Here is a 26,492-nt window from a genome sequence, read left to right on the forward strand (position 1 = left end):
GGGGTAAGGGGAAAAGGGTAAGGGGAAAAGGGGAAAGATTAAATTTATTCCTTTTCCCTTTAACCTTTAACCTTTTCCCCTGCTCCCCTGCTCCCTCATCTCCCCATCATCAAACAAAAATTAGGTCAATTATGATTGACGACTATATTCGAGCTGTAATGACTCAAAATCAAATTCCGGGGCTTTCTGTTGCAGTGGTGCAGGAAGGTGAACCTGTTTTAGTTAAGGGCTATGGACTGGCGAATACTGAACACTCTGTTCCAGCTACTGAACACACAGTTTATGAAATTGCGTCTGTTGGTAAAACTTTCACCGCTACAGCCGTAATGATGCTGGTGGAACAAGGGGTAATTTCGCTAGATGATGCGACCGCACAATATCTTGATTGTCTACCTATAACGTGGCAAAATGTCACAATCGGGCATATTCTGTCTCATCAGTCTGGAATTCCTAGCTATACCGATGCTCCAAACTATTGGGAAATTACTCATCTTGATTTATCTAAGTCTGAAATTTTGGCTCTAGTTACTCACTTACCCCTCAAGTTCCAACCGGGTGAGTTTAGCGCCTACGACAACACAGGCTACTATCTACTGGGTTTGCTCCTAGAAAAAGTAACTGGACAATCTTATGGAGATTTGTTACAAGAGCGTATTTTTGCTCCTTTGGGAATGAATGCAACCGTGATGAATAATCCCAGTGACATAGTACCGCACCGGGCTGCTGGTTATCGGTTACTAAACAGCAAGCTTGTTAACAAACCTTATTACAGTCCCTCAGTTACCTATTCTGCTGGAGGTCAACTTTCCAGTGTGGAAGATATGGTGAAGTGGGAACAGGCGCTTTGTGGTGAAACTCTACTAAAGCAATCAACCCTGAATTTGATGTGGACTCCTCACTTTCCCAATCAGGGTGATGATTGGGAAAAATTGAGATATGTTGCAGGTTTAGGTTGGTGGGTATTTAATTATGGCGATCGCCGAGTAGTTGGTCATAATGGTTCGATACTAGGATTCGCAAGTAACATTACCCGCTTTATTGATGACAAAATTACTGTAATGTTACTTTGCAATCTCGATAAAATTTCCCGCCCAGATGCGATCGCTAAAAAAATCGCTGAATACTACTATCCAGCCCTTAAGGAAGTAGTACTTCAGCCTCCATTATGAGAAGCAGAGGTAATAATTACGAATTACGAATTACGTAGCTTGCTTCTCGCCTTTGGCGAGTATTACGAATTATTTTGGCTTCTATTGTGATATCTTAGCGGGTTTCAAGTTTCTGGCTTTGTAAAACATTTCTAAACTATTGCGATCGCCTACAAAACGCCAGTGCCAAGGCTCATAACTTACACCTTGAGCATTATCTTTGGGAAATGACATTTCAAAGCCAAAACGCGGTGCATTTGCTTGTAGCCACCGATAAGCCTTGGTATTGTCAAAGTTTGTTTGAAGATTAGTTGCTGGTACCGATCCGTCTCCAACATCCACTGCATAACCCGTGTGATGTTCGCTATGACCAGGAGGAGCGCTGAGGGCGGCTCGTTCTGCTGGCGTTTGATTTCGCTGGGCGCCGACAGCAAAAAACAACTGCTCTTGGTCTTTGACTGAGCGAAAGCCAGAAATCGGCACTAAAATTACACCTGAACTCCGGGCTGCTGCTACCATCTCCTCAAATTTTTGGGCAGCAGTTTTTCGCATTCTAATGCCCCTATTTGCGGAGATGGTTACTAGTTCTGACTCAGGGGCTTCTGGGTATGGAAAATGCCCTAACACAGTATCGCTGGAATTATTAGATGCTGGGGTCGTCGCCGGAGCAGAAGTAGCTGGTAAAGGTTGAGAATCGGCGGTTTTTTTGGGTGCAGTGACGAAAAACCACAAACCGCTAATTAAAGATAGCAAGACAAATCCTGTTACTCCCCCAATCAAAATAATTCGGGGTTGCAACCAAATTTTCGGTGCTGCAACAGGGGTATCGCGTACAGCCACTGGAATATCATCACCAAAGTCATTCGATGAGTTTTGCGGTTTTCCAGAAAACCCTGCCTTATTCAAGGGTAAACTCCTGTTTTTGTGGAATAGCCATAACAGATTTTGCACTGGACAAAAGTAGACGTAACAGGTAGCATTTTACATCTGTGGTTCTTAGGCGCAACCTTGACAAACCTTTTAGAACTATACGTCAAGCTGGGAGGATTAGTCCTAGTAGGTTTTATCCTGGGACGCAAACTACCTGTAACAGTTCCTACACGTTTAGGACTGTTTCTTTTTTGGGTGGGAGTACCCATAAGCATAGTATCGTTTTTGCGTCAATCTAGCTTGTCGGGGCAAATTTGGATTGCACCTGCGATCGCTTACCTAGCTATTTTACTAGGAGCATTTTTTGCTTGGTTAGCGATTAAAGGACAAGCCTATTTTAGAAAGACTGTTTCCCAACCATCAACTCAGGCTAGCTTGATATTAGCCGCAATGTTGGGTAATACTGGTTATCTTGGTTTTCCCATTACCTTGGCAATGGTAGGCAAGGAATACTTTGCTTGGGCGTTATTTTACGATTTGTTAGGTTCATTCCCAGGAACTTATGCTCTGGGTGTGTTGCTAGCAGCTAGTTTTGGTGGCAGTGTCCAGAATCATTGGCAGATTACTAGGGCGATTTTAATTAATCCTGCGCTGTGGGGTTTCGGATTTGGCTTGCTGTTTCGGCAGGTGACAATTCCCACAGTTGCAGAATTCTGGTTAGAAAAATTTGCTTGGAGTAGTGTAGCTTTATCCCTGGTATTAATTGGAATGCGCCTAGCGTTGCTCAAATCTTGGCGTAGCCTACCACAAGTAGGGATGAGCTTAGGAATCAAAATGCTGCTAGTTCCTTTGATATTGGGTAGCATCTTACCCCTATTTGGATTAACTGGGCCGATCGCAAAGATAATCGTGCTACAAATGGCTATGCCTCCAGCTTTTGCCACACTGGTAATTGCTGAGACATTCAATCTCGATCGCGATCTGGCAGTTACAGCATTAGCTGCTGGGGCTATAGTATTACTGGTTACTCTCCCGGTTTGGCTGTGGCTGTTTTGATTTTGGACTTATGCACTGCGATAATATCAGTTAAAGTTCTACAGGATGTTGCCCATAATATGGCAAAGCCTCGGACCAATGAGGACACTTGCCTTCTTGCCAATCGAGATTAGCTAGTTCCAAAATACTTGTCACCGTCGCTGCTAACCCAGATTGGGCTTGAATCAGCTGATAATTAGTGTTCCACTTCGCTAAAGTTTCCTGCCAAGCTTCTGGTGTCAACACTCTATCTGACAAACACACGTTTAGTTTAGAAGTATCTGGCTGAAATTGATAAATAGCAGCAAAAATTTGACCTCGTTGTGCTGGCATTTCCACAGCAAAAGTTTTTATATTTTGACTTTTACCTACTTCTGACCAAGCTACCGCAGCCAAAGTTGAAATCGCAAATACAGGAATATCTAACTGTTGCCCTAAAGTCCGAGCGGTGACAACGCCAATGCGAGTTCCCGTAAAGCCGCCGGGGCCTTTGGCAACTGCGATAAAGGACAAATCCGCCCAAGTTTGCGGTTTGATAAATTCAATTAAATATTGATGCACTAAGCTAGATAAATCGCGCCCCAGATTCCAAATTTGAGAGCGAGTTTCACCTGCAAAATTACTAATTGCCAAACCCAATTCGGGAGTGGTGGTGTGTAGTGCTAAAGCGTATTTATTTATTGCAAGGTCTTCTAGTTCCGTTGTCAAAGTTACTTAAAATATCTATTTTTATAGAGTTAACGTGATTTATTTAAGCATATAACATAGCGGTTCTTAATTGAAAAACTACTGAGTAATAATCAGTCAAACAGTCTTGTTACAAAGTTTGTGAGAGCCAATGCTGTTGACTTTCTAAAAGCGATCGCGGCTAGGATGGGGGATTTAGATTACCGCCTTGCTGTCTCAGTAGATAGTCCAAAACTCGGTCAATTCGCTCCAAGGTAGCACCCGTGGTGAGTTGAAACTCCTGAAACTGAGATTTTTGTTCTTCAAAGCTTCGGTCAAGCTTTAGCATGAGTGCTTCTAATCGCTCAGTTCGTGCCTTTGTTTCCTCTATTTCACTGCCTGCCCTTGTAAATAGGCGTTGCGTGTGAGTGATAAAACTATCAACCCGATCGGAAAGTTGGTCAACCTTTCCCCCTACCCGATCAATACGTACCTCTAGTCGATCGAGGTGAGATTGAGTACGGTCTTGTTTTATGGTCAATTCATCAAGGTGAGATTGAGTACGGTCTTGTTTTATGGTCAACTCATCAAGGTGAGATTGAGTACGGTCTTGTTTTATGGTCAATTCATCAAGCCGCCTGTTTGCTGATTCTGCGTAGCTAGCAGTAGATATTAGCAATCGCTTAACAGTTTCGAGGTCATCTTCTACATGGTCTAGTCGCTGTGCGTTGGTCATGCTGGTTTCTCTTGGCTAGCTTCTTTATCTTCTACGATGCCTGCGGCGGGCTACGCCTACGCTTTCCTGGCATCTCGTTTCTGTATCATGAATTCGCGATCGCTAATGGACAAAATCTCATTACAGCAGAAATCATGTATTTGAACCACATCTGTATTAAAGGCACAGCAATGCTGTGCCCCTAACGCGTAGTCTGTTTACCTGAAAATAGCTGTAAGATACACCAATCATTTTCTATCAAGTCGGCACTAATTCACCAGGACGCAATTTCGACCACTTACCTGTTTCTCGTTTAAAGCTCAGACAACCAACAACATCCCATTCCATTTCAATCACATCATCTTTAGTCCGAATGTTGACATTGATAGAAGGTTCATTCGGGTCAAAATTTGGTGTTTCAGTCAAGTGAGGCTGTTGGTGCTGCCCTTCTACGGCATGATAGGTAACACAGCTGTCTACATAGTGGCAATTCACGCAAATACACATAATAGAACCAACTCCAGGGGCCTTTATTGTTAATCTAACTTAAGCCCAACTGTTATTCATGAGTTGCTGGGTTGATTTTTATTACAATGCACGAATCAATTCCTTCTACCCTCGCTCCCGAAAATTGGCCTTTCAGCTTGGAATTCCTGCCACAACCCGCTTACATGGTAGGTGGTGCTGTCCGAGATGCGATCCTGGGCAGAACTCGCGAATATCTGGATCTAGATTTTGTTATACCATCTCAGGCGGTAAAGGTAGCGAGAGCGATCGCTCATCATTACAAAGCTGGTTTTGTGTTACTCGATGCAGAACGACAAATTGCGCGTGTGGTTTTTCCCCACGCCACGGCTGATTTTGCCCAACAGGAAGGAGATAGTTTAGAAGTTGATTTGCACAGACGGGACTTTACAGTAAATGCGATCGCTTATAATCCTCATACGCAAGAAATTATCGATCCTCTGCAAGGTTATATAGATTTACAACAGAGCATTTTGCGAATGGTATCACCTGCGAACCTAAAAGATGACCCTTTGCGGTTAATGCGGGGTTATCGCCAAGCCGCTCAACTAGGTTTTACTATTGAGCCAGCTACCCAAGCCGCAATTCGTTCTTTGGCATCACATCTTAGCAAAGTTGCAGCCGAAAGAGTTAGGGTAGAAATTGGCTATCTACTGGCAAATTCTCAAGGTACTCCTTGGATTACAATGGCTTGGGAAGATGGTTTACTTGCGCCTTTCTTCAAAAATGCCACCCGTGAAAGCTTGCTCAAACTAGCAGCAGTTGACACAGCTGCCGCCTTACTCACAGAAAATTGGCAACAACTAGGCGTACAACTGCAAAAATATGTTCGCGATAGTATTAAAACTACTTGGCTAGGTATTGCTAAACTTGCCTGTCTCGTCAACCCAGATCCAGAATTAGCAGAAATAGAGCTACAGGAACTAACTTATAGTCGTGCCGAAATCCGAGGTGTAACTACTGCTTTGAAACTGTTACCGCAATTTCAAGTAATTAATATGTCGTTGCGAGAACAATACTTTTTGTTTCATGATGCAGATATTGTGTTTCCGACTACGGCAGTGCTAGCTGTAGCAATTAATAATTTGGTAGAGGCAATATCTGGTGACAAGCCACTACAGACAGCAGTGGAAACTAAAGCAATGGGCTACCAAATTTTAGCACCTTTGATCGATCGCTACCTCAACCCTGATGATGCGATCGCTCATCCCACTCCCCTAGTCAGCGGGAAGGAGTTGATTACTACATTAGATATTCCAGCTTCGCCAATTATCGGTCAACTGCTCACTGAAATTGGCGTAGCACAAGCTGAGGGGAAAGTTTCAACTCCAACAGAGGCGATCGCTTATGCACGTAAGTTACTTGATGGTTAAATATACTTAATTAAGTTATGGTAATGTAATAAAAGCGATGCCTACGCAATTTGGGCACTCCTGGCTTAGGCTGGTAAATCTGCAACTTTAAGTGCCTTAAGTATCCCTTACGTACCATAACCCTGTTTTGTCACTTTGGGAGAACCCAATCGCTGAAAGACTTTCAGAGCTTGAATTTTCCGGTTTTGGCTACAAATAGTTACTATTAAAAAATAGAGGCTCAAAGGTTGACTCAATCAAAGTTTCAAAATCTTGCTTCGATTATTGTTTTCCAAGAGTGACAAAACAAGGTTAAAATACCGATCTTTAGAGCTAATTTGTCAACTCAAGTAAAACACTTGTCTAATCAGGGTTTCAGTAATTTAAGTCAATACAGCACTTATTCGCTGAAACTTAGACCTAGCAATGAGTTAAGTACCCTTCAGATTTTCTTTACGAATCAGCTCTTATGGTCAATCCTGGCAATTACATACATCAACTATGCTAATATGTGCTTGATGTTATGACTGCTTTACGAGGTTATTTCCTAATTAACGTTGATGGACAACCGAATGAACTATATATTAAGTTATTGATTTTTATGCTTTAGTTGGTCGTTCGTACATTCAATTAAACACTTGCTATAAACAAAGACTTTCAGGTTTTCCTGATGGGTGGAGTTTTGATGAATAGCTTTTTTTGGACAGAACTAACTGCTTATGAATAAACAGCCTTTAATTTTGGTTGTAGAACAGAGTTTACATGATTTAGAGCTACTTAATTCTCATCTAGGAATATTAAATTTTTCATGTATTTGTACCAAACAAGGAGTGAGGGCTGTGATGTTGGCACAAACTCATCAACCAGATTTAATTCTGCTAGATATGAAGCTATCTAATTTGAGTGCGAACCGAGTCATTGACGATCTTAAAGATGACTCAAAAACTGCTACCATTCCAATCATTGCAGTCACACCGATAACAACAGTACAAGACGAGCGCTTCACAATGCTCACAGCATTTGATGATTGCATTACTAAACCCTATGATTTTAATCAATTAGAAGTGGTAATCAGTCGCCACATCTGTCAGCTAAATTCCTAATATTTATCTTGGAAATAGGTTCGGGATTACGAAGTTCAGCTAATTCTTTGAGAATTACAACAATCCCACTACGACCTGTTGTTAAATTTGTGTTTGTCATCAGGTAAAGGACAGGTTGACCAATAATTTCCTCAATCAAATTTTTTAAATCTGGTTTAATTATTTTTTCTAAATATAATCGTACTTGTTCAGCTAAAGTATCATAACCTCCTTTGAGTAAAGTTTGTTCAGCTTGAGTAACAGAGTTTTCTATAGAAATTACGATTTCAGTATCAAAAAAATGACAAATGATTTGGCTAGGAGATTTTCCTAATCTATCATTATATAATTTTATGATTTGCTTTGATATTTCTGTTTCTAATTGTGCGATAGTCGGTTGTACCATTAGTACCTACTCTGTAATATTTATCGTTCTAATCGGGAAATTAATTAAATTATCCAACATTATAATAGATGATTATGGAATAGCTAAGAAAACTAATCACTATTTTATATAAAGTTACTGTATCAATGTGATGTATTTAGTATGTATTTATTTAAGAATATTGCCATATTTAATGAAGTAAAATTTGTTAACTTACGATTTGTGCAGTATTAGGTTAATAACTGGATTTGCTCGTCATTCGATCGGGGTAATCAGCTTATTTTGTGTTACATAAGCTTAGGTGTAGCCCACCGTGCCTGTATCTCATAACCCACCACTTAATTAGCTATGTTTATGCAAATGGTCATCAATGACAAAGGCATATAATATTACATGGGAATGTAATGTACATTACAAGACTCTCTATACCTTCTGGTGCAGCTAGTAAGCAGATAAATTTAGGTTCTAGTAAAAAGTATATTAGCCACTAAGATAATTTGTGAAAAGCCAATACAACATATTCGGCATTAATTCTTAGAAGCCCATCACATTCTTTACGGGAAAATCAGCCGCGATCGTGTAATGTCATAGCGCTTAGTAATTCCTGGTAAATACCAAACTGGCTCAACTGCGGCTTTGGTAATAACCAAATTACCGCCTGGTTTCATAATCTTGCCATCTAACTGCAAACAACCTTTGTCTAACTGCATATTACAGTTCTAGTATATTGATGTCGCCAAAGGGAACTGCTAGCTACCTTAGTCAGTTTTTATTTTTATGACTTGAAATATCTAGTATGGTATTAGTCATATTGTTGAAGACAATAAATCACACATAAATTTCATAATTGACGATTAATCAAAGTTAATTTAAAGATGAGTTGAAAAATGATTTAATTGATGTATTTTGTGAGAAAGTTAATACAAAGGTATATTCACTGATCTCAAATTCATGGATTCTTTATTTATCAATTCCTTACTTGAAGAGTTGAAAAACCCGGATGCCACAGTGCGCGACAAGGCAACCAGAAAAATCTGGCGGATCTGGTTTCAGCAAAAGGGAATCTATGGGCTGGAAATAATTGACCGCAGTCAAAAGTTACTGGATGCAGGTGAAATTGCTGAAGCTGAAACAGCGCTGACGGCATTAATTAAAGACCAGCCAGATTTTGCCGAAGCTTGGAATCGTCGAGCTTTCCTCTATTACAGTATTGGCGATTATCAAAAATCTCTGGCTGATTGTCAGATGGTTGTACAGATAAATCCAATACATTTTGGGGCGCTTCATGGTATGGGCTTATGCTATGCAGCAATAGGAGAGTATAGTCAAGCTATCCGAGCTTTTCAACGTGCTTTAGAAATTCAGCCCTATTCCCTAGTGAATCAAAAGTTGATTCTAGAATGTACATTTAGATTCAGCTACAACGGCAGATAGGAGAGAGCATCATACTGTTTTAGGAATCTGTTATCGTCCTCATCAACAACAATTCATCGCCTTACCCGCCATAGTTTTATTCAATACGCTTCTAGCTGAATTAATAGCAGTGTTATCACTGTTTGTACTAACAGCAACCAACTGTCAACTAACAATCGGTTGAATAAAGTTACCTTTAGTACAAACTAGATAGCACAAGCAGAACATGGTGGATTTTACCAAACGATGTCTAAGAGGATGTTTTAAAAGTCAAAACCAGTCAAAAATTATGCCAGTCGTCTGACCATAATACGAATCATGGCAATATAGATAAATATCTCGGAAGTTTCAGGTAATCTTTCATAATCTTTGCTTAAACGCCGACACCAATTAAGCCACCCGAAAGTTCGCTCAACAACCCAGCGCTTTGGTAAATGAACAAAACCCTTTTTTTCCAAGGGTCTAAGAACAATTTCTACAATCCAGCGAAACATATCCATCACCCACCGCATAAATTCTTCTCCTCGGTATCCTCCATCCATCCAAATAGTGTTCAACCGTTTTACTTGATTGCCTGTATTGTGAACTCGGCTGAGGACTTTTTTCGCGCCTTCACGTTCTGGAAAACTAGCCGATGTTACCAAAACCCGTAAAACTAGACCCAGTAAATCTACACTCAAATGGCGTTTACGCCCATGAATTTTTTTACCTGCGTCGTAACCAACATCAATAGAGATCATCGTTGCTGTTTCTACTGACTGGCTATCAACTGCTGCTTCTGATGGGCTAGGTTCACGCCCCGCGTCTACTCTCACCCACTGGTAGAGTTGATCGTGAACTTTCAACCATGTACCATCTTTACCCCATCTCCAAAAATAACCATAAACCGTTGACCAGGCGGGAAAATCACCTGGTAGACCTCGCCACGTACACCCCTCACACAATACATAGAGAATCGCATTCACCACCGCAAATAAGGCTAATTTTCGGGGACGACCACCTGGCTTTGCTCCTGGGAATAGGTCTGCAATTAATTCCCACTGTTCCCATGTCAAATTGCTACGGTATGCTTTAGTCATTCGCTCACAAGGTGCTGTTTTCTACAAATCTCAGCATAAGCCTTGTGAGCTTTCTTACAACAGCCCCTCTCTTTTAAAACATCCTCTAAGATGGTCACTGACTTGTACTGAGCGCAGCCGAAGTAGCTTGCCGTACCACTTGATGGAAGCAAGCTAGCAAGAGCGTCTCCAAGAGTTGTGCGGGCTGCGCCTACGCCACTGGTATTTACAAAGACTACAGTTTAGATGTAACTATCGAAACGACTGGTCTATAGGTTCTCAGTGGTACTCAATTGTTGATGGGGGTACAGTAGATTTCTTTATGAGTTATGGTATGGATGCCGTGAATGCCATAGCCACAGTTACAGCAATTTTAAAAAAAGGCCCCTGATGTCTTATTGCACATTCCAACTCAGCAATTAAAATTCTTGCCGATATTATCTTTTACTCTGTTAAACTAAAAGTTTTTCTAACTATAGCAATCCTAAATGAATTGTGAAAATCGAGAGAATAAGAGAATATAGAGGTTTTATATTATGTTGTTTACAATCCCCAACGCTGAAGAAAACTACCTTTAGAAGGTTATCGCTTTGTAAATGGTGAATATGTATTGCAACCAGGAAATTTCGTTTGGTTATCAGAGATAGGTTTAGCAATTGGTTATGAACGGGAAACCTATTAGGGAATTAGGCGGGATTGGTTGTATTGGTATGACAAACCAGGAATCACTGCTGAACAATGCACTCGAAGACTGGCACAAGAATTGCGGAAGTTGGGGATCGATCCAGATTCTTTGAGCTGATTTCGTAGGATGCGATCGGTTTGATTACACTGTTATTAATGGCTTATTTGAGAGCAGAAATTATAGATAGTTCAGGTGATTGTAGGCGAGATCATAAAAGCGTTCAAATATTCCTGCTCTGCCATTGTTTAGGATTACGTTTGACGTGGTAACAAGCAATTACAGTGATAACATTTTCTTCTACAATATAAATAACACCATAGGGAAACCTACGTATTAGTAATCGTCGCGCTTGTCGATACACCACTGGATAAGCTGAAGGGTTACGTCCGATTAATGCTAAACAGCTATCAACTGCGCGTACAAACTCCGAACCTACTCCAGATTCACGTTGTTCATACCATTCAAAAGCATCTTGAATATCCAGTTCTGCTTCTGGACTAATTATTAACTGATAGCTCATTCAGGTAAACCTAGTCTTTGCTTCACTGATTGCCAGGTTGAACCTCGGTTTGGGTTTTGGCTATGCATCTCCAAGCGTCTATCTAATTCTTGTTTTTGCTCATCGTTGAGAGGAATTTCATCAGGTGTAGTAAGAATGCTGTCCCATAAGTCTTCGGCAAGCTGTATACGTTCAGATACACTTAGTTCGGAAATATCGACTTTTAATATGGGGTGCATGGTTGTTATTAATGTAGTTGCTCAATATAATCTTATTTTAGATTATAGATGTTATCCATGTTTGTTATCTATGTTAAACGGTATATCTGTAAAATTTCTATTGCTACAGCTACCTTTGCCTCCAACCCCTCATCAGCCAACACATCCACAAAAATTACACATGAACCTACATCCTGTGCAACTTTAAACTTTAGGCTGCCAGTATATTCATACTCGAACCAAACATCTTTCTCATAATCTGTTTTTTGGACTCCAGAGTAGATTGTATCTAAATCATCTTGATCTATTTTGCAGTCACAAAACATAGCCAAAATTTCAATCAGTGGTTTGAGATTTTTATCAAAAATCCAGTTGGTAGCCATAAAGCTATTTTGTTTACACTAGGAGTGAATATTAAATAAAAAGACTCAAACTTGAAAATGAGATTAGCTACTACTACAAATAATTTGCTTTACAGCATAAATATTGTAAAACAGCCCAGAATGAACACTTACCAAAATATCAGATAATCAACTAAGTAATTAAAATTAGTTTATCTTCTTCCTGACCCAAGCGCGAAATGATTTGAGCAAAGCAATTTTACCCATACTTTTACTCTGCTCAATAAATCTGCTTATCTCACTCACCGATACTATAGGAAAGGCAATACTAAACTTACACTCGACATATTGCTCTTCTATCAACTGATAAAACTTTAAATTTTGCCCATCATATCTCCAAAGTTCAGTTACACCCAACGCTGAATAAATCCCTAATTTGTTAACTGAACTGCTAGTAATGTCAATCTCAATTGCTAAGTCAGGCGGCGGATCGTTTTCTAAATCTAAAGTTTGCTTACTCCTAATAGCTAGTTCATTCTGGATATAGTAGCAAGTATCTGGTTCTATTCCCCGCTTTGATATTTTCCGCTTCAATGTTGTAGAACCAGCGCTTCTAATTTCAATTCCTAATTCTTCAGCTAAAGCAATAATAAAATTACCAAAATTACTTTTGGGGTTTTCGTGTTCAAAAAGTGGAGTCATGATTTCTAAAACACCGCAATCATAAGCAAACCGAGAACCTCGATCTTCACCTGTATCTCTCAACAAGGCTTCAAAGGTTTCCCAGCTAATGTTATGTAGCACTGTTCTTTGTTCACCAACCGTTGACTTGACAAGCATAAATTCAAAAAATAAGCCAGTAATTATATTTATCAATTAAGTACACTTTACCCTATCTTGCCCTGCACCCAACCACGGAACGATTGCACCAAATCAATTTCATCCATAGTTTTACTTTGCTGGATAAATCTATTCATTTCAATAACAGAAATTAAAGGGAAAGCGATACTCGACTTAATTTCAATATATTCGCTTGCTACTAGTTGATAAAATTTTAAAAATTCACCGTCATATCTCCATAATTCTCCTACACCTAAAGCCGCATAAATATTAAGCTTATTAATAGAACTGCTAGTAATATCAATTTAAACTGCTAAATCTGGTGCTGGATCTGTTGTTAAATCTAATTTTTGTTTACCTCTAATTAGTGGCTCATTTTGAATATAATAGCAAGTATCGGGTTCTATTCCTTTTGTTATTGGTTTACGTTTCAATGTTGTAGAACCAGCACTTCTAATTTTAGTTTTTAATTCCACTGCTAAAGCGAATATCAAGCGGTCAAACTAAATTTTAGGATTTTCGTGTTCAAAAAGTGGAGTCATAATTTCTAAAGTGCCACAGTCGTAAGCAAACCTAGAACCTCTATCTTCACCTGTATCTCTCAGCAAGGCTTCAAAGGTTTCCCAGCTAACGTTGTGTAAGACTGTTCTTTGTTCCGCAGGCGTTGACTTGACAAGCATATTACAATACTTCTTCTGCCAGGATATTAGATAAAATTCCGAAAATTTTACCTATGTCATTAATATAATACTCGCTCAAGTCAATTTCAATCACTTGCCCAATGAGCTTCAAAAACTTCCAGTTAGTTCCAGTGGTGACAGTTCATAAATTGCCTGAATGTTATTATACTCACGTTCATTAAACAATTTAGCTGCTAACATCTCTGCTACACACTGACCTAATCCTGCATTGATATTTTCTTTTTTAGCTTCTACAATTGTGACAACTGGTGCATTCAGAATTAGTAACTCTGATGAACGGCTAATAATAAAATCGCAATTTCCATTTAAACCTTGTGCTGAATCAACAGTAAAGTCAATACCAGAAAATAAACTTATTTGATTATTTAAATATTTTCTTATAGCGATTAAAATAGGTGCAATAATCATCTTTGAACGAGATTTTTCAGTATTACTAACAAGAGCCAAAGGTACATTTTACCGCAATAGTTCTGCAAGTAATGGTGGACAGTCTACTTCATGTATAAATGGAAATATATCAATCTTATCAGAAATAGTTAAGCCAAAGGTTTTTCTAACTCTATCTAAAGTAAAGTCACTGTATGACACTTTAGTTGCTCCTGTAAAGAATCCAGATAATTAAATTGTGCCAACTATTAGCAAGATAAATTGCTGATATTTGGCACAATCACTATCGGAATATTTTGTAACTTTAAGCAAGTAAACCTGCAAAAAAATCGAGAGTTTCTTTCAGTGCTTTGATGAAAATATCAATTTCTTCGCGGGTGTTGTAGAAAGATAGACTTGCTCGTGCGGTTGCAGCAAGACCTAAGTAACGGTGTAATGGTTGAGTACAGTGGTGTCCAGAACGGATAGCAACGCCTTCTTGATCTAATAATGTAGATAAGTCGTTGGCGTGGACTTCTCCGGCTGTGAACGACGCAAGAGCGGCTCTACCTTCACCTTTTGCATTTGGCTTGGGGCCGTAAATTCTAATTTGGGGAATTTGCTCTAATTGTTGGAACAAATAAGCGGTTAATTCTGCTTCGTAGGCGTGGATTTTATCCATGCCGATATTGCTAAGATAATCGATCGCAGCACCAAGTGCGATCGCTTCTCCAATTGCAGGCGTACCAGCTTCAAATTTATGCGGTAATTCTGCATAAGTAGAATGGTCTAAATACACCTCTGCAATCATCTCACCACCACCAAAAAATGGTGGCATTGATTCTAATAATTCTAACTTGGCATACAGAAATCCTATCCCAGTTGGAGCACACATTTTATGACCAGATGCTACCAACCAATCACAATCTATCTTCTGCACATCTACAGGATAGTGGGGAACACTTTGGCATGCATCAACTAAAAATTTAGCACCATATTTGTGTGCGATCACAGCAATTTCTTCCACTGGGTTAATACAACCCAAAGTATTAGAAATATGCACCACCGACACCAACTTGGTTTTGTCAGAAATCAGTTTTTGAAACTGTTCCAAATTAAAAGTTTCTTCTGGTGTTAATTCTACAAATTTCAGTACTGCGCCCGTTTTTTGTGCCACCAATTGCCAAGGTACAATATTACTGTGATGTTCCATCACCGACAGAATAATTTCATCCCCAGGCTGCAAATTATTCATTCCCCAACTATAGGCTACTAGGTTAATCGCCTCACTTGCATTGCGGGTATAGACGATTTCCTGACGCGATGCAGCATTGATGAATTTGGCAACTTTATCTCTAGCACCTTCATAAGCATCAGTAGCTTTGGCACTCAGAGAATGGGCCCCGCGATGCACGTTAGCATTATATTGCTCGTAATAATCCCGTAGGGTATTTAATACGAACAAAGGCTTTTGCGATGTCGCCGCATTATCGAGATAAACCAAGGGTTTCCCGTTGACTTCCTGATGCAATATCGGGAAGTCAGCGCGAACTTTATCAGCAAGGGTTTTGGTAGGAGTAAAAGTCATTGGTAGATTAGTTATAAGAGACGCGATTAATCGCGTCTGTACAATGGTCAGTAGAGACGCGATTAATTGCGTCTGTACAATGGTCATTAGTCATTAGTCAGAGACTTAAGATTATTGACTGTGTTTAACAAGATTTCTCGCAGAGAGGGAACTGGTATTTGGTTGATGATTTCGGCGGCGAAAGCGTTAATTAACAATTTGCGAGCATCATTTTCATCGATTCCCCGGCTTTGGAGGTAGAATATTTCATCATCTTCCAATTGGCTAACGGTAGCACCGTGAGCGCACTTTACATTATCCGCAGTAATTTCCAGTTGGGGTTTAGTATCAACTCTGGCTTTCGATGATAGCAGCAAATTGCGATTCAACTGGGCTGCATTTGTTAACTGCGCTGGTTTGGGTACAAAAACTTTACCATTGAACACTGCATGAGCGCGATCGCCTACAATACATTTATGCAATTGATCGCTTGTACCGTGAGGATAGTTAAGTGCGATCGCACTGTGAGTATCAGCCAACTGCCTACCAGAAATAATCGTCAACCCATTAAGAGTAGTCTGTGTCTGCTCACCAGTTTGCAAAATTTCCAAATTATGCCGCGACAACTTTGCACCTAAAGTGATGGCATGACAAGTATATCGGCTATCACGAGCTTGGGTTACAGCAGTTTTACCTACATGAAAATCGATCAGATGTTCGCATTGAATGCGAGTGTGATTTACCTGAGCATTCTCTCCCAACCAAATTTCCGTTACTGCGTTAGTAAAGCCAACAAATTCTGGTGTGGTATTCTCTACAAAATTGCCTACAAGACCTGAAGGAGTTGTATACTCTTCAACTAAAATAAGACTGCTTCCAGCCTCAGCTACTACCAAACAACGCGGTAGAGAAAAAATTGAAGGTTCAGCCACAGTTACGAACTGTAAATGAATTGGCGTTTCCACTTCTACATTTTTGGAAACCCACACTACCGCTACATCATTTATACCAGCAGTATTGAGCGCGGTAAATACTTCCTGCGCTCCTTCTGTTTGAGCTAAATACTGTTTTAAATGCTCACGATTATCCGCAGACAAGCTAGCTAAATTACTCACTTTAACGCCAGGTGGTAAGTTGGCAATTGCAGATAAAGTAGGTGCAAATTTGCCATTAACAAACACTAAACGACTTTTTAGTGCTTCTGGCAGCGATAAAGGTGTACCCTCTGCATTTGATATCTCGCCTGGCTGAAAATTAAATTGAATTTGCCGCAAAGACGACAAATCAGTAAATCGCCATTCTTCCTCGCGGGTAGTCGGGATAATCGAGTGACGTACCCAATTTGCAGCACTTTGGCGTAATTCCTGCAACCAACCTTCTGTTTTAGTTGCCGTTACTTGATTCAACAACCCAGTCAGATAATCATCTCTATCTAACATCGATGTCAAACTGACTGCATTTGAATTAGGTATTGGGCTAGGAGAAACTTGAATATTCATTACACACCCACCTCAGCAGCAAATTCTTCTAGCACCCAGTCATAACCGCGAGATTCTAATTCCAGCGCCAGTTCCTTACCACCACTCGTAATAATTCGCCCCTGTGCCATCACATGCACAAAATCAGGCACAATATAATCGAGTAATCGCTGATAGTGAGTAATCAAAATTGTCGAATTTTCTGGACTTGCCAGTTGATTTACCCCATTCGCCACAATTCGGAGCGCGTCAATATCCAAACCCGAATCAGTTTCATCCAAAATTCCTAACTTTGGTTCCAGCAACGCCATTTGCAGAATTTCATTCCGCTTCTTCTCACCACCAGAAAACCCTTCATTCAAACTCCGACTGAGAAAACTGGAATTCATCTTCACCACATCCAGCTTTTCTTCAATCAAATCGTCAAAATCAAAAGCGTCTATTTCCTCTAAACCTTGCGCTTTGCGCCGGGAATTGTACGCCACCCGCAAGAAATCTAAATTGCTCACACCCGGAATTTCTAACGGATACTGAAACGCCAAAAATACGCCACTTCTAGCGCGTTCCTCCGGCTCCAACTCCAGTAAATTCTGCCCCTGGAAAATCACCTCACCGCCAGTCACCTCATACGCCGGATGCCCAGCCAACACCTTAGAAAAGGTACTCTTACCAGAACCATTCGGCCCCATGATCGCATGAATTTCACCCGATCGCACCTCAAGATTCACACCTTTCAAAATTGGTGTTCCATCAACATTAGCCGTCAGATTCCGTACTGACAGCACAACTTCGCTATTTTCAATAATCATCTTCTCTCCCTTCTCTCTTCGCCTTCTTAGCGTCTTCGCCGTAGCCTGCGGCAAGCCGCTTTGCGTCTACGTCATTCTTCCTAAAGATAAACACAGAACGCTGATGTCTCTGTGTTTATCCTTGCTTCCATTTATCCAACACTGCCTTCCAACTTCAAACTCAACAACTTATCAGCTTCCACAGCAAACTCCATCGGTAGCTGATTGAAAACATCCTTACAGAAGCCACTAACCATCATCGAAATCGCATCTTCTGCTGAAATGCCCCGTTGAGCAAAGTAGAACAATTGATCTTCCCCAATCTTAGAAGTAGAAGCTTCATGCTCCACCTTCCCAGTATTATTTTGCACCTGGATATAAGGGAAAGTATTAGCATGAGCATTATCCCCAATCAGCATCGAGTCGCACTGGGAATAATTTCTCGCGTTTTTAGCCGTCGGATTAACTTTCACTAAACCCCGATAGCTATTACTAGAATTACCTGCGGAGATTCCTTTAGAAATAATTGTACTACGGGTATTTTTACCTACGTGAATCATCTTTGTACCCGTATCAGCTTGCTGCATATTATTTGTCAGCGCCACCGAGTAAAACTCACCCACAGAGTTATCACCCACCAACACACAGCTAGGATATTTCCAAGTAATTGCCGAACCTGTTTCTACTTGAGTCCAGGAAATCTTGGAATTAACGCCCTGACACAAACCGCGCTTGGTGACAAAGTTGTAAATACCGCCTTTACCATTGGCATCTCCAGCGTACCAATTTTGCACGGTGGAATATTTAATTTCCGCGTTATCCAGAGCGACAAGTTCCACAACGGCGGCGTGTAACTGGTTGCTGTCATACATTGGTGCGGTGCAACCTTCAAGATAAGAAACATAACTACCTTCTTCGGCGACAATCAAAGTCCGCTCAAATTGTCCCGTATCACCAGAGTTGATGCGGAAGTAGGTAGACAGTTCCATCGGACATTTTACGCCTTTAGGAATATAGACAAAAGAACCATCGCTAAAAACGGCGGCATTCAAAGCGGCAAAGTAGTTGTCAGCTACAGGAACAACGCTACCCAAGTATTTTTGGATCAATTCTGGGTGTTCTTGCAACGCTTCAGAAATTGAGCAGAAAATAACCCCATCTTCCGCTAGCTTTTCTTTAAATGTAGTAGCGACAGAAACGCTATCGAAAATTGCATCGACAGCGACATTTGCCAGTCGTTTCTGTTCAGATAGGGAAATGCCTAACTTTTCAAAGGTTTCTAAAAGGGTTGGATCGACTTCATCCAAGCTGTTGAGCTTTTCTTTCTTGCGTTTTGGCGCTGAGTAATAAATAATATCCTGATAATTAATTGGCGGATACTTGACATTGGGCCAAGTTGGTTCCGTCATTTTTTGCCACTGGCGATAAGCTCTGAGGCGAAAGTCCAGCATGAACTGCGGCTCGTTCTTCTTAGAGGAGATCAAGCGGATAACGTCCTCGTTTAGTCCACGCTCAATTGTGTCGGCTTCAATATCGGTGACAAAGCCGTACTTGTAAGGTTGGTTGACTAAGGTTTTGACAGTGGCACTCATCAGTAATAATCTCTCGTGTTCGGAACTCTTTTAGGATGGGAGACGGGCTGCGGCTAACCGATTCCCATCTCCCGTTACGGAATGGTTACACGGCTGCTAGAATAGTGGTGGAGAGTAAAACAACAGCTATGTTGTTTAATCTATCTTCATTTTACGCTAAATTAACAACAACAATGTTGTCAAAGTCAAACAATTTTGGATTTTAGATTTGCAATTTGGGATTGAAAGAGGTCACAAGGGTGCTTGGCTCAAGGATTTTAGATTGACGATCGCGTAGTGGGGCACATACCAGAAAACTTTTTTAATCCAAAATCGTTCGACTGAGCTTGTCCTGAGCGTAGCCGAAGGGCGAAGTCGAAGTCCAAAATCCAAAATCCAAAATCGGCACGGTCAAATTTTCAAATAAATTTTTGGGACGTTCGCTGAACGTTTCGCACCAGAAGATGGCGACTACCCACCAGTCCTCAACCAAGCAAGATATCCTAGAATATCTGCACAAACACGAAAAAGCAACGGCTTTGGAGCTAGCTGAAGTTTTAGACGTTACCCCTCAAGCAATTCGTCGCCATCTCAAAGATTTGGAGACGGAGGAGCTAGTTTTGTATTCAACATCAGTGCAGGCGGCGGGGATGGGGCGTCCGCAGCACCTTTATCAGCTGAGTCGTCAGGGACGCGATCGCTTGCACCGAACAATGAGCGATCGCTTTGGTGATGCAAGCGGGAATTTTGCGGTTTCGCTGCTAGACACCTTAGCCGAAACGGTAGGACACGATCAATTTAAATCGATTTTAGAGAAACAGTGGCAGCGCAAAGCCAAAGAATACCGCGATCGCGTCGGTAATGGTTCGCTGCGAGAACGGGTAGCCAACTTAGTCGAGTTGAGAAAAGCGGAAGGCTTCATGGCGGAGTATCATCCTGTTGATGTGAGTGACTCCTTTGAGTGCGATCGCTTTATCTTAATGGAGCATAACTGTGCAATTTCTAACGTTGCCGAATCTTTTCCTAGTATCTGCGGCCACGAATTAGAAATGTTTGCTGCCGTATTACCAGATTGTATCGTAGAACGCACCCACTGGATTATTGATGGTCAACATCGTTGTGGCTATTTAGTACAAATTCGTCATTAGTCATTAGTCCTTTGTCCTTTGTCACTTGTACTGAGCGAAGTCGAAGTATTTGTCATTTTTTTAATAACTAATACCCAACTAACTTTGAGATAGCATTTCATTTTTTCATTTATGGATGTATCACCACAGCAACCATCAACACAATTTTTAACCCTGGAAGAGTCAGCAAAAGTAGATGCGGCGTTGTTGTCTTCCCCAGAAAAGTTTTTAACAAGATTGACAATTTCATCACTGAAGCTTTTGAAACATATTGCCCAAGAGTACGGTGTTGCTATTGAAGATTTGACAGCACAGCAAGTAATTGCCTGGTTTGAAAAAGATGGCAAAATTCGTCGCGAGCAGGGCATTGAAGGTTCATATCTGAAATGGTAATCTGCGGTAGTAAAATTTGGCGTTGCATTTACTTAGAAAAAAATAACCATAAAAATATCGCGCTTTTAAATAACAGCAATGTTTTTTAGAAGCGCGATATTCACAGATAAGAAGATATGTTGACACGTGTTGTACTAGAAACGCCAACCTGAAATAATAAACAAAAAACACCTTGCAAAAGGTGCTTTTATTAAAAAATAAATAACATTTGATTTTTCAAACAATTATTTAAGTATTGTAAGTGTTAGTCCGAGGACTACGAGCGCCAGTTACAGCTCCAATCATTGAGGCTATTAAACCCAACAAAGAACCAAACACAAACCACCACAATCCCGAACGTAAATTAGCTGCTGCATCACGAGCTTGTTGGGCACTTATATTTGCTTGTGGTACATTAACACCACCTTGCTGTTGTACCTGGTTTATGACTTCCCCAGCGTTAGAAGCAGCAACACCAAAAGCACCAGATACTCCACTTGCTAAAAGCCATGAGCTAACTGCCAAAGTCGTTGCCCAAAGAATTGCGCCGTTCAGAAGAGCTGTATTGCGGTTCATCGGCCCACAAGCACGGGTTGTAACCCAACCACCAGTAAACAGGGAAATTAGTAGAGCGATAGTTGACCAAAGCCCCGCATTACCTGCAGCGTTAGGAGCAATTGTTCTAGGCGCACCTGAACTTTCAACTGCACCTGCCGCAAACGCACCAATTATCGCACTCAAAATTAATTGTGTAGCCAAAGAAACCAACAAACCAGCAATAATTGGCCCCCAGCGAACACGGTCGTGATATTCAGCTACTCGACCTGCTACCACAGGATCGGTAGATATAACGTCATTTCCTGTCCGATTTACGTATGACATCGCTTATTTTCTCCAGTGCTATTTCAGCAACGTTTCTGCTCGGGTATATTCATCTTTATGCTTCAAATTAAATAACTAAATGTTCTGTTTTAATCTCTATCGATAGAAAGATTTAATACGTCTATCTTTAGCCAGAAAAAAACAAACTTTGTTTAACAATTTTTAATATAATTTAGTGTCTATTTATGTATTTTTTCTAAAATTTCCATCTAAAAACTCTTAACTTAAGATATAACTATTAGCTAGCTATCATAAACCAGCTTTAAAGATGTATGCCATTAGCCTTAATCTAACTAAAGCTGTGTAATGAATGTCAAAAGTAAAAATCATCAAAAACTAACGCATCCTCACAGCAGTGCCTGTGGCAGTAATCAGCAAAAGCACTCCTGACTGGTCAACATTTATTGTGCCAGTATCAATTTCAATCCCAATTACAGCATTTGCTCCTAAACGTTGTGCGCGTTGTTCTAATTCTTCTAGTGCCTTGCGTTGACCCTGCTCAAATAGACGCTCATAGCTACCAGTGCGTCCACCGATAATATCTCGAATCCCAGCCAAAAAATCTCGTAAGAAATTGCTGCCGTAGACGACTTCTGCTGTCACAATGCCTAAATATGATTCAATCACGGCTCCTTGAATGACATCAGTGGTAGTTATAATCATAAATTAACCTCCTATATGGGATATATCTTAATATTTATTATTACAGTATTTTGATAAACACTTGAATAATTGTCACTATTATTACAGAATACAGGTTTGACAAACATCCTCTCATCCAATTTTAGATTGCACTTTGGGGTTAGTCTTGTCCTAAACAGATTAATGCAACATTTGACAGTTTAAATTTATCTTATCTTTGAATGACCAAAAAAGGATGTAAATGCCTGGATGATAACTTCTCAAAGGCTAATATCAAGGATTAAAAATGTCATAACTTTGGATACAGAGTCAGCAAACTCTGAAATGAAATAAAAATAGGAATAAATTTAAAAACCTATAAGCTTGCTGTATCAGAATCTAGGATTAAGTCAGATTTCTGTTGATTTTTTCTAGGTAACACGTATAACTACTGATTAAAAAATGTGTATTTTTGCTATAGTACTGGTTTATATGTAGGTATCTTCATCTGCCTGGGATCGCTGACACTTCATCCTTCAGTAAAAACTCTGTTATGTAGTGCTAAATGTAAAAGAAAAGAAAATGAACTATTAACATCTGAATCAATACGAAGAAATACAGTTTTCAAAAGTCCATATTTTTGTTTTAATGTACAAGAAAAAAGTCCTCTAAAATTTCAGGAAATTTACTGTGTACAAGCCAACATCATTCGTGTTTAGTGTGGTGTTACTAGGATGTTTTACTTTCACCATACCTTCAGTAGCTCAGGCTCAGGTATTAGTGGCGCAAGCCAAAAACCCAGAGTTAAAGCAATTACTGGAGGAAGGACGGAGGTTAGTGAATGCTGGGGATTATGGTGGTGCGATCGCTGTTTATCAGCAAGCAGCTAGTATAGATCCCAAGAATGCTAAAATCCATTCAGGTATTGGGTATTTATACGCTCAACAGGGAAATTACCAGGCAGCATTAGCAGCTTATCGTAAAGCAATCGGTATCAGTCCTAACAATAGTGATTTTTACTACGCTGTGGGTTACATTAAAGCCAATTTGGGCGACACGCGTGGGGCAAAGGAAGGTTATCGTCGTGCCATACAGCTGAACCGTAACAACGTCAATGCCTATTTAGGATTGGCTGTGACCCAATCCCGTATGGGAGACTATAATGCTGCTACCTGGGCATACCAACAAGCAATCGACTTGGATAAAAACAACGCCCAGACTTATGAGTTGATGGGTTCGATGTATAAACAGCGACGACAAGCCAAACAAGCAAACAGCTTGCTTCAGAAAGCCCGTGACTTGTATAAGCGGCGCAATGACTCAGATGGCGTAGAAAGGGTAGAAGCCATGCTACGGCAGTTAGGAGGATGAGGTTAATCTAACTGGCGTCCCGTTAATTCCACAAAAATATCTTCCAGATTAGAGGGACGCACCATCATTCCAGTTTTATCGGGCTGCTCATTCAAGTAGATATTTGCTGCTTCCAATGATGGGAAAAAGAGATATTCCCAATTACGAGCGCTATCACTTCCCACATTAGATACACCTAATTGTTTCATCACTAAACCTTCACCGTGAGCAGAACGCAGCTGTTGTAAAGTTCCCAAAGAGATCAGCTTACCGCTATCCATAATACCGATGCGTCCTGGCTTGGTAGAGCCAAAGGCATCGCACAAAAATTCGACCTCATCCATATAATGGGTCGTCAGTAGCATCGTCATCCCTTGTTTATTTAAATCCCGAATAATTTCCCAGAGGCGTCGCCTGGTTTGGGGGTCTAGTCCTACTGTTGGTTCATCTAAAAACAAAATTTGCGGTTGATGCAATAAAGCTCTCGCAATCTGCAACCGTCGTTTCATACCCCCAGACAGGGTTTTTACCAAATCATCACGTTTTTCTGCTAGCTCAACATACTCTAGCCATTGATTAATCAATTTTTGTCGCTGCGGGTTGCTAATGTGATGTAGTCTCCCGTGCAGTTCCATATTTTCCCAGACGGTTAAATCGTTATCCACACTGACTTGTTGCAAGACTACACCAATACTCTGTTTTGCCAACGTTGCTTGGCGCATCACATCATATCCACCTACTTCTATGCGTCCTTGGGACGGTTTCGTAAGTGTAGTCAGCATCCGAATTGTGGTGGATTTACCCGCACCGTTCGGGCCAAGTAGAGCAAATATCTCCCCCGCTTCAATTTGGAATGACAGGTCATTGACTACAGGTACATTGTTGTAAAACTTGTAGACGTTTTTTAAAAAGACAGCAGCAGTCACGTCGCTTCGCTCCGAATTAAAAATTAAAAATTAAAAATTAACCAACTTTTAAATAAATTTAGTTACTCTGTATCCTTTTCTGTTCGGTCATGGATAAATTTGCTCACACCAGTTCATAATTAAGACTACCATTCTGATTACATCAAACTAAATATATTTTATTAACCCTTAGATAACTCAATCTTTACTTGTTGGCATAACAACGTGTGGTAAACACTTATCCTGTAATACTTTAGTTAAAGGTTGCTGTTATTTAGTATGGAATCCCATCACCCATTGAAGCTAAATCGGCGTCAGTTTTTGCTACATTCAGCTATCACAGCTGGCGGAATTATTTCCACAAATTTTGTCGCTAAATCACCAGTTTTTGGCAAAGCACCTGCAATTATCACCTCTGATAAAATGCGTCCTGGCATACCTTATGGCGTAGCAAGCGGAGATATATCTAACGATAGCATCGTGATTTGGAGTCGGAGCGATCGCCCTGCCAAAATGATTGTAGAATATTCTACCAGCGATTCTTTTAAAAATGTCCGGCGAGTTCTGGGGCCTAATGCTTTAAAAAATAGCGACTTTACAGCCCGACTTTATTTGAAGAATCTACCACCAGACCAAAAATTATTTTATCGGGTGATTTTTCAAGATTTAGATTATCAACGGACTTGCAGCGCTCCTTTTTATGGTACTTTCCGCACTCCCCCCAAATCTGGACGAGATATATTCTTTGTTTGGGGTGGCGACACCGCCGGTCAAGGATGGGGAATTAATCCTGATTTTGGTGGGATGAAAATTTACGAAACTATGCGCCAACTTCATCCCGATTTTTTCATCCATTCGGGCGATAATATTTATGCTGATGTCCCGATTCAATCAGAAGTAACTTTAGACGACGGCACTATTTGGAAAAACATTACCACACCAGAAAAATCAAAAGTAGCAGAAACTCTTACAGAATTTCGTGGTAACTATATCTACAATTTGCTGGATAAAAATATCAAGCGTTTCAATGCTGAAGTTCCCATATTGGCACAGTGGGACGACCACGAAACCAGAAACAATTGGTATCCTGGGCAAATTATCCTCAACGATGACCGTTATACAGTTAAGGATGTTAACTTACTAGCCGAAAGGGCAAGACAAGCATTTTTAGAATATCTGCCTATTAGATATGAAAGCAATAATCCAGATAAAGCGAAAATTTATCGCTCTTTCAACTATGGGCCATTATTAGACATTTTCATGCTGGATGAGCGCACCTACCGGGGGCCAAATTCCCCGAATAATCAGCCAGTACCAAGTAAAGAAACAGACTTTTTGAGCAGAAAACAATTGCAATGGTTGAAAAGGCAATTGCTGTCATCAAAAGCAACATGGAAAGTGATTGCTAGTGATATGCCTTTGGGGTTGATAGTTAAAGACGGTAGTACGGATTTTGAAGCTTGGGCTAATGGGAATGGCCCAGCTTTAGGAAGAGAATTAGAACTTGCCGATTTACTACGATTTATCAAAAACAAGAATATCCAGAATGTTGTTTGGTTAACTGCTGATGTACATTATGCAGCAGCTCACTATTATGACCCCGCTAAAGCACAGTTTACCGACTTTAAGCCTTTTTGGGAGTTCGTTGCTGGGCCGCTTAACTCTGGTACATTTGGGCCAAACGAATTGGAAAATACCTTTGGGCCACAATTAGTATTTCAAAGTCTTCCTCCAGGTACAAAAGCAAATCGACCGCCAAGTGAAGGTTTGCAATTCTTTGGAGGAGTAAAAATTGATGGAAACACAAAGGTGATGACGGTAACATTGCGTAACTTGGCTGGAAAGACTCTTTACAGTGTAGATTTACCGCCAGAAAAATAAATCGCCAAAATCATAGTGAGATGTAGCCAGTTAGATAAAGTAATTACGCAA

General features: G+C 40.4%; 27 protein-coding genes and 3 pseudogenes. 10 read left to right on the forward strand and 20 right to left on the reverse strand.

All coding sequences use genetic code 11. From position 1 onward, the window contains the following. Window positions 1–131 precede the first annotated feature (131 nt). Window positions 132–1,169: a serine hydrolase domain-containing protein gene (locus ACR5KR_RS11680; protein WP_448266640.1), complete on the forward strand. Its 1,038-nt coding sequence runs from the start codon at window positions 132–134 to the stop codon at window positions 1,167–1,169. Window positions 1,170–1,250: 81 nt separating this feature from the next. Here ACR5KR_RS11680 and ACR5KR_RS11685 read toward each other — a convergent pair whose 3' ends face one another. Beyond that, window positions 1,251–2,054: a M15 family metallopeptidase gene (locus ACR5KR_RS11685; RefSeq protein ID WP_448266641.1), complete on the reverse strand. Its 804-nt coding sequence runs from the start codon at window positions 2,052–2,054 to the stop codon at window positions 1,251–1,253. A gap of 102 nt (window positions 2,055–2,156) precedes the next feature. Between ACR5KR_RS11685 and ACR5KR_RS11690 the strand changes: the two genes are divergently transcribed. Continuing rightward, window positions 2,157–3,074 (forward strand): AEC family transporter, encoded by a 918-nt coding sequence (locus ACR5KR_RS11690; RefSeq protein WP_448270173.1) that lies wholly within the window; start codon window positions 2,157–2,159, stop codon window positions 3,072–3,074. A 30-nt stretch (window positions 3,075–3,104) separates the two neighbouring features. Here ACR5KR_RS11690 and tsaB read toward each other — a convergent pair whose 3' ends face one another. Then, window positions 3,105–3,761, reverse strand: a complete 657-nt coding sequence (gene tsaB, locus ACR5KR_RS11695) for a tRNA (adenosine(37)-N6)-threonylcarbamoyltransferase complex dimerization subunit type 1 TsaB (protein ID WP_445626381.1) — start codon at window positions 3,759–3,761, stop codon at window positions 3,105–3,107. A gap of 160 nt (window positions 3,762–3,921) precedes the next feature. Then, window positions 3,922–4,455 (reverse strand): 6-aminohexanoate hydrolase, encoded by a 534-nt coding sequence (locus ACR5KR_RS11700; RefSeq protein WP_448266642.1) that lies wholly within the window; start codon window positions 4,453–4,455, stop codon window positions 3,922–3,924. Here ACR5KR_RS11700 and ACR5KR_RS11705 point away from each other — a divergent pair. Continuing rightward, window positions 4,443–4,640: a hypothetical protein gene (locus ACR5KR_RS11705; protein ID WP_448266643.1), complete on the forward strand. Its 198-nt coding sequence runs from the start codon at window positions 4,443–4,445 to the stop codon at window positions 4,638–4,640. The genes ACR5KR_RS11700 and ACR5KR_RS11705 overlap by 13 nt on opposite strands. Window positions 4,641–4,692: 52 nt before the next feature. Here the strand turns inward: ACR5KR_RS11705 and ACR5KR_RS11710 are convergent, their stop codons facing one another. Beyond that, window positions 4,693–4,941 (reverse strand): Ycf34 family protein, encoded by a 249-nt coding sequence (locus tag ACR5KR_RS11710; protein WP_118167283.1) that lies wholly within the window; start codon window positions 4,939–4,941, stop codon window positions 4,693–4,695. Window positions 4,942–5,027: 86 nt separating this feature from the next. Between ACR5KR_RS11710 and ACR5KR_RS11715 the strand changes: the two genes are divergently transcribed. Both ACR5KR_RS11715 and ACR5KR_RS11720 read left to right on the forward strand, forming a co-directional pair. Next, window positions 5,028–6,332, forward strand: a complete 1,305-nt coding sequence (locus ACR5KR_RS11715; protein WP_448266646.1) for a CCA tRNA nucleotidyltransferase — start codon at window positions 5,028–5,030, stop codon at window positions 6,330–6,332. 698 nt (window positions 6,333–7,030) lie between these two features. Then, entirely contained in the window at window positions 7,031–7,414 is a 384-nt protein-coding gene (locus ACR5KR_RS11720; RefSeq protein ID WP_445626377.1) for a response regulator, read from the forward strand. Here the strand turns inward: ACR5KR_RS11720 and ACR5KR_RS11725 are convergent. Beyond that, the gene (locus ACR5KR_RS11725) at window positions 7,383–7,799 is read right to left on the reverse strand and encodes a DUF2294 domain-containing protein (RefSeq protein WP_445626376.1); all 417 of its coding nucleotides are present in this window, start codon (window positions 7,797–7,799) and stop codon (window positions 7,383–7,385) included. The two genes, ACR5KR_RS11720 and ACR5KR_RS11725, sit on opposite strands and share 32 nt — an antisense overlap. Before the next feature lie 545 nt (window positions 7,800–8,344). Next, window positions 8,345–8,476: pseudogene (locus tag ACR5KR_RS11730) on the reverse strand (GTP cyclohydrolase II); the annotation flags it as partial. A gap of 253 nt (window positions 8,477–8,729) precedes the next feature. Here ACR5KR_RS11730 and ACR5KR_RS11735 point away from each other — a divergent pair. Then, complete coding sequence (locus ACR5KR_RS11735) at window positions 8,730–9,212, forward strand: tetratricopeptide repeat protein (RefSeq protein ID WP_445626375.1); 483 nt, start codon at window positions 8,730–8,732, stop codon at window positions 9,210–9,212. Window positions 9,213–9,478: 266 nt separating this feature from the next. Here ACR5KR_RS11735 and ACR5KR_RS11740 read toward each other — a convergent pair whose 3' ends face one another. From ACR5KR_RS11740 to sufB, 11 genes and pseudogenes are all read right to left on the reverse strand, one after another. Then, window positions 9,479–10,270 carry an IS5 family transposase gene (locus ACR5KR_RS11740; RefSeq protein ID WP_448265250.1) on the reverse strand — a complete coding sequence of 264 codons (792 nt, stop codon included), beginning with the start codon at window positions 10,268–10,270 and terminating at the stop codon, window positions 9,479–9,481. Between the two features lie 884 nt (window positions 10,271–11,154). Continuing rightward, window positions 11,155–11,454 carry a type II toxin-antitoxin system RelE/ParE family toxin gene (locus ACR5KR_RS11745; RefSeq protein WP_448266649.1) on the reverse strand — a complete coding sequence of 100 codons (300 nt, stop codon included), beginning with the start codon at window positions 11,452–11,454 and terminating at the stop codon, window positions 11,155–11,157. Beyond that, entirely contained in the window at window positions 11,451–11,672 is a 222-nt protein-coding gene (locus tag ACR5KR_RS11750) for an addiction module protein (protein WP_445626373.1), read from the reverse strand. Before ACR5KR_RS11750 ends, ACR5KR_RS11745 begins: the two co-directional genes overlap by 4 nt. Window positions 11,673–11,740: 68 nt before the next feature. Next, window positions 11,741–12,034, reverse strand: coding sequence for a hypothetical protein (locus ACR5KR_RS11755; RefSeq protein WP_448266650.1), 294 nt, complete (start codon window positions 12,032–12,034; stop codon window positions 11,741–11,743). A 165-nt stretch (window positions 12,035–12,199) separates the two neighbouring features. Further along, a complete protein-coding gene (locus ACR5KR_RS11760; RefSeq protein ID WP_448266652.1) occupies window positions 12,200–12,832 on the reverse strand; it encodes a Uma2 family endonuclease in 633 nt (210 codons plus the stop codon). Between the two features lie 47 nt (window positions 12,833–12,879). Further along, window positions 12,880–13,512 (reverse strand): annotated as a pseudogene (locus ACR5KR_RS11765) (Uma2 family endonuclease). Between the two features lies 1 nt (window position 13,513). After that, window positions 13,514–14,121, reverse strand: a pseudogene (locus ACR5KR_RS11770) (hypothetical protein). A gap of 103 nt (window positions 14,122–14,224) precedes the next feature. Beyond that, window positions 14,225–15,487, reverse strand: coding sequence for a cysteine desulfurase (locus ACR5KR_RS11775; RefSeq protein WP_448270175.1), 1,263 nt, complete (start codon window positions 15,485–15,487; stop codon window positions 14,225–14,227). Between the two features lie 86 nt (window positions 15,488–15,573). Continuing rightward, window positions 15,574–16,965 (reverse strand): Fe-S cluster assembly protein SufD, encoded by a 1,392-nt coding sequence (gene sufD, locus ACR5KR_RS11780; protein ID WP_448266654.1) that lies wholly within the window; start codon window positions 16,963–16,965, stop codon window positions 15,574–15,576. Next, window positions 16,965–17,753 (reverse strand): Fe-S cluster assembly ATPase SufC, encoded by a 789-nt coding sequence (gene sufC / locus ACR5KR_RS11785; RefSeq protein ID WP_322640942.1) that lies wholly within the window; start codon window positions 17,751–17,753, stop codon window positions 16,965–16,967. Before sufC ends, sufD begins: the two co-directional genes overlap by 1 nt. Window positions 17,754–17,884: 131 nt before the next feature. Continuing rightward, window positions 17,885–19,324: a Fe-S cluster assembly protein SufB gene (gene sufB / locus ACR5KR_RS11790; protein WP_445626369.1), complete on the reverse strand. Its 1,440-nt coding sequence runs from the start codon at window positions 19,322–19,324 to the stop codon at window positions 17,885–17,887. Window positions 19,325–19,767: 443 nt separating this feature from the next. Here sufB and sufR point away from each other — a divergent pair, with 443 nt between their 5' ends. After that, window positions 19,768–20,451, forward strand: coding sequence for an iron-sulfur cluster biosynthesis transcriptional regulator SufR (gene sufR / locus ACR5KR_RS11795; RefSeq protein ID WP_445626368.1), 684 nt, complete (start codon window positions 19,768–19,770; stop codon window positions 20,449–20,451). 111 nt (window positions 20,452–20,562) lie between these two features. Next, window positions 20,563–20,823 carry a hypothetical protein gene (locus ACR5KR_RS11800; RefSeq protein ID WP_322672636.1) on the forward strand — a complete coding sequence of 87 codons (261 nt, stop codon included), beginning with the start codon at window positions 20,563–20,565 and terminating at the stop codon, window positions 20,821–20,823. Window positions 20,824–21,051: 228 nt separating this feature from the next. Here ACR5KR_RS11800 and ACR5KR_RS11805 read toward each other — a convergent pair whose 3' ends face one another. After that, window positions 21,052–21,684 carry a hypothetical protein gene (locus ACR5KR_RS11805; RefSeq protein WP_445626367.1) on the reverse strand — a complete coding sequence of 211 codons (633 nt, stop codon included), beginning with the start codon at window positions 21,682–21,684 and terminating at the stop codon, window positions 21,052–21,054. Between the two features lie 336 nt (window positions 21,685–22,020). Next, window positions 22,021–22,347: a YbjQ family protein gene (locus ACR5KR_RS11810; protein ID WP_190938994.1), complete on the reverse strand. Its 327-nt coding sequence runs from the start codon at window positions 22,345–22,347 to the stop codon at window positions 22,021–22,023. A 648-nt stretch (window positions 22,348–22,995) separates the two neighbouring features. On the opposite strand from ACR5KR_RS11810, the gene ACR5KR_RS11815 reads away from it, so the two are divergent. Beyond that, window positions 22,996–23,676 (forward strand): tetratricopeptide repeat protein, encoded by a 681-nt coding sequence (locus tag ACR5KR_RS11815; protein WP_445626366.1) that lies wholly within the window; start codon window positions 22,996–22,998, stop codon window positions 23,674–23,676. A 2-nt stretch (window positions 23,677–23,678) separates the two neighbouring features. Here the strand turns inward: ACR5KR_RS11815 and ACR5KR_RS11820 are convergent, their stop codons facing one another. Beyond that, the gene (locus tag ACR5KR_RS11820) at window positions 23,679–24,581 is read right to left on the reverse strand and encodes an ABC transporter ATP-binding protein (RefSeq protein WP_448266656.1); all 903 of its coding nucleotides are present in this window, start codon (window positions 24,579–24,581) and stop codon (window positions 23,679–23,681) included. 258 nt (window positions 24,582–24,839) lie between these two features. Between ACR5KR_RS11820 and ACR5KR_RS11825 the strand changes: the two genes are divergently transcribed. Continuing rightward, window positions 24,840–26,441 carry an alkaline phosphatase D family protein gene (locus ACR5KR_RS11825; RefSeq protein ID WP_448266657.1) on the forward strand — a complete coding sequence of 534 codons (1,602 nt, stop codon included), beginning with the start codon at window positions 24,840–24,842 and terminating at the stop codon, window positions 26,439–26,441. Window positions 26,442–26,492 lie beyond the last annotated feature (51 nt).

It is taken from the genome of Nostoc sp. DSM 114159 (genome assembly GCF_053470285.1).

Coding starts and splice junctions, on each gene's coding strand:
- ACR5KR_RS11680 (WP_448266640.1), top strand. CDS start 132: ATGATTGACGACTATATTCGAGCTGTAATGACTCAAAATCAAATTCCG.
- ACR5KR_RS11700 (WP_448266642.1), bottom strand. CDS start 4,455: ATGACCAACGCACAGCGACTAGACCATGTAGAAGATGACCTCGAAACT.
- ACR5KR_RS11710 (WP_118167283.1), bottom strand. CDS start 4,941: ATGTGTATTTGCGTGAATTGCCACTATGTAGACAGCTGTGTTACCTAT.
- ACR5KR_RS11715 (WP_448266646.1), top strand. CDS start 5,028: ATGCACGAATCAATTCCTTCTACCCTCGCTCCCGAAAATTGGCCTTTC.
- ACR5KR_RS11720 (WP_445626377.1), top strand. CDS start 7,031: ATGAATAAACAGCCTTTAATTTTGGTTGTAGAACAGAGTTTACATGAT.
- ACR5KR_RS11725 (WP_445626376.1), bottom strand. CDS start 7,799: ATGGTACAACCGACTATCGCACAATTAGAAACAGAAATATCAAAGCAA.
- ACR5KR_RS11735 (WP_445626375.1), top strand. CDS start 8,730: ATGGATTCTTTATTTATCAATTCCTTACTTGAAGAGTTGAAAAACCCG.
- ACR5KR_RS11740 (WP_448265250.1), bottom strand. CDS start 10,270: ATGACTAAAGCATACCGTAGCAATTTGACATGGGAACAGTGGGAATTA.
- ACR5KR_RS11745 (WP_448266649.1), bottom strand. CDS start 11,454: ATGAGCTATCAGTTAATAATTAGTCCAGAAGCAGAACTGGATATTCAA.
- ACR5KR_RS11750 (WP_445626373.1), bottom strand. CDS start 11,672: ATGCACCCCATATTAAAAGTCGATATTTCCGAACTAAGTGTATCTGAA.
- ACR5KR_RS11755 (WP_448266650.1), bottom strand. CDS start 12,034: ATGGCTACCAACTGGATTTTTGATAAAAATCTCAAACCACTGATTGAA.
- ACR5KR_RS11760 (WP_448266652.1), bottom strand. CDS start 12,832: ATGCTTGTCAAGTCAACGGTTGGTGAACAAAGAACAGTGCTACATAAC.
- ACR5KR_RS11775 (WP_448270175.1), bottom strand. CDS start 15,487: ATGACTTTTACTCCTACCAAAACCCTTGCTGATAAAGTTCGCGCTGAC.
- sufD (WP_448266654.1), bottom strand. CDS start 16,965: ATGAATATTCAAGTTTCTCCTAGCCCAATACCTAATTCAAATGCAGTC.
- sufC (WP_322640942.1), bottom strand. CDS start 17,753: ATGATTATTGAAAATAGCGAAGTTGTGCTGTCAGTACGGAATCTGACG.
- sufB (WP_445626369.1), bottom strand. CDS start 19,324: ATGAGTGCCACTGTCAAAACCTTAGTCAACCAACCTTACAAGTACGGC.
- sufR (WP_445626368.1), top strand. CDS start 19,768: ATGGCGACTACCCACCAGTCCTCAACCAAGCAAGATATCCTAGAATAT.
- ACR5KR_RS11800 (WP_322672636.1), top strand. CDS start 20,563: ATGGATGTATCACCACAGCAACCATCAACACAATTTTTAACCCTGGAA.
- ACR5KR_RS11805 (WP_445626367.1), bottom strand. CDS start 21,684: ATGTCATACGTAAATCGGACAGGAAATGACGTTATATCTACCGATCCT.
- ACR5KR_RS11810 (WP_190938994.1), bottom strand. CDS start 22,347: ATGATTATAACTACCACTGATGTCATTCAAGGAGCCGTGATTGAATCA.
- ACR5KR_RS11825 (WP_448266657.1), top strand. CDS start 24,840: ATGGAATCCCATCACCCATTGAAGCTAAATCGGCGTCAGTTTTTGCTA.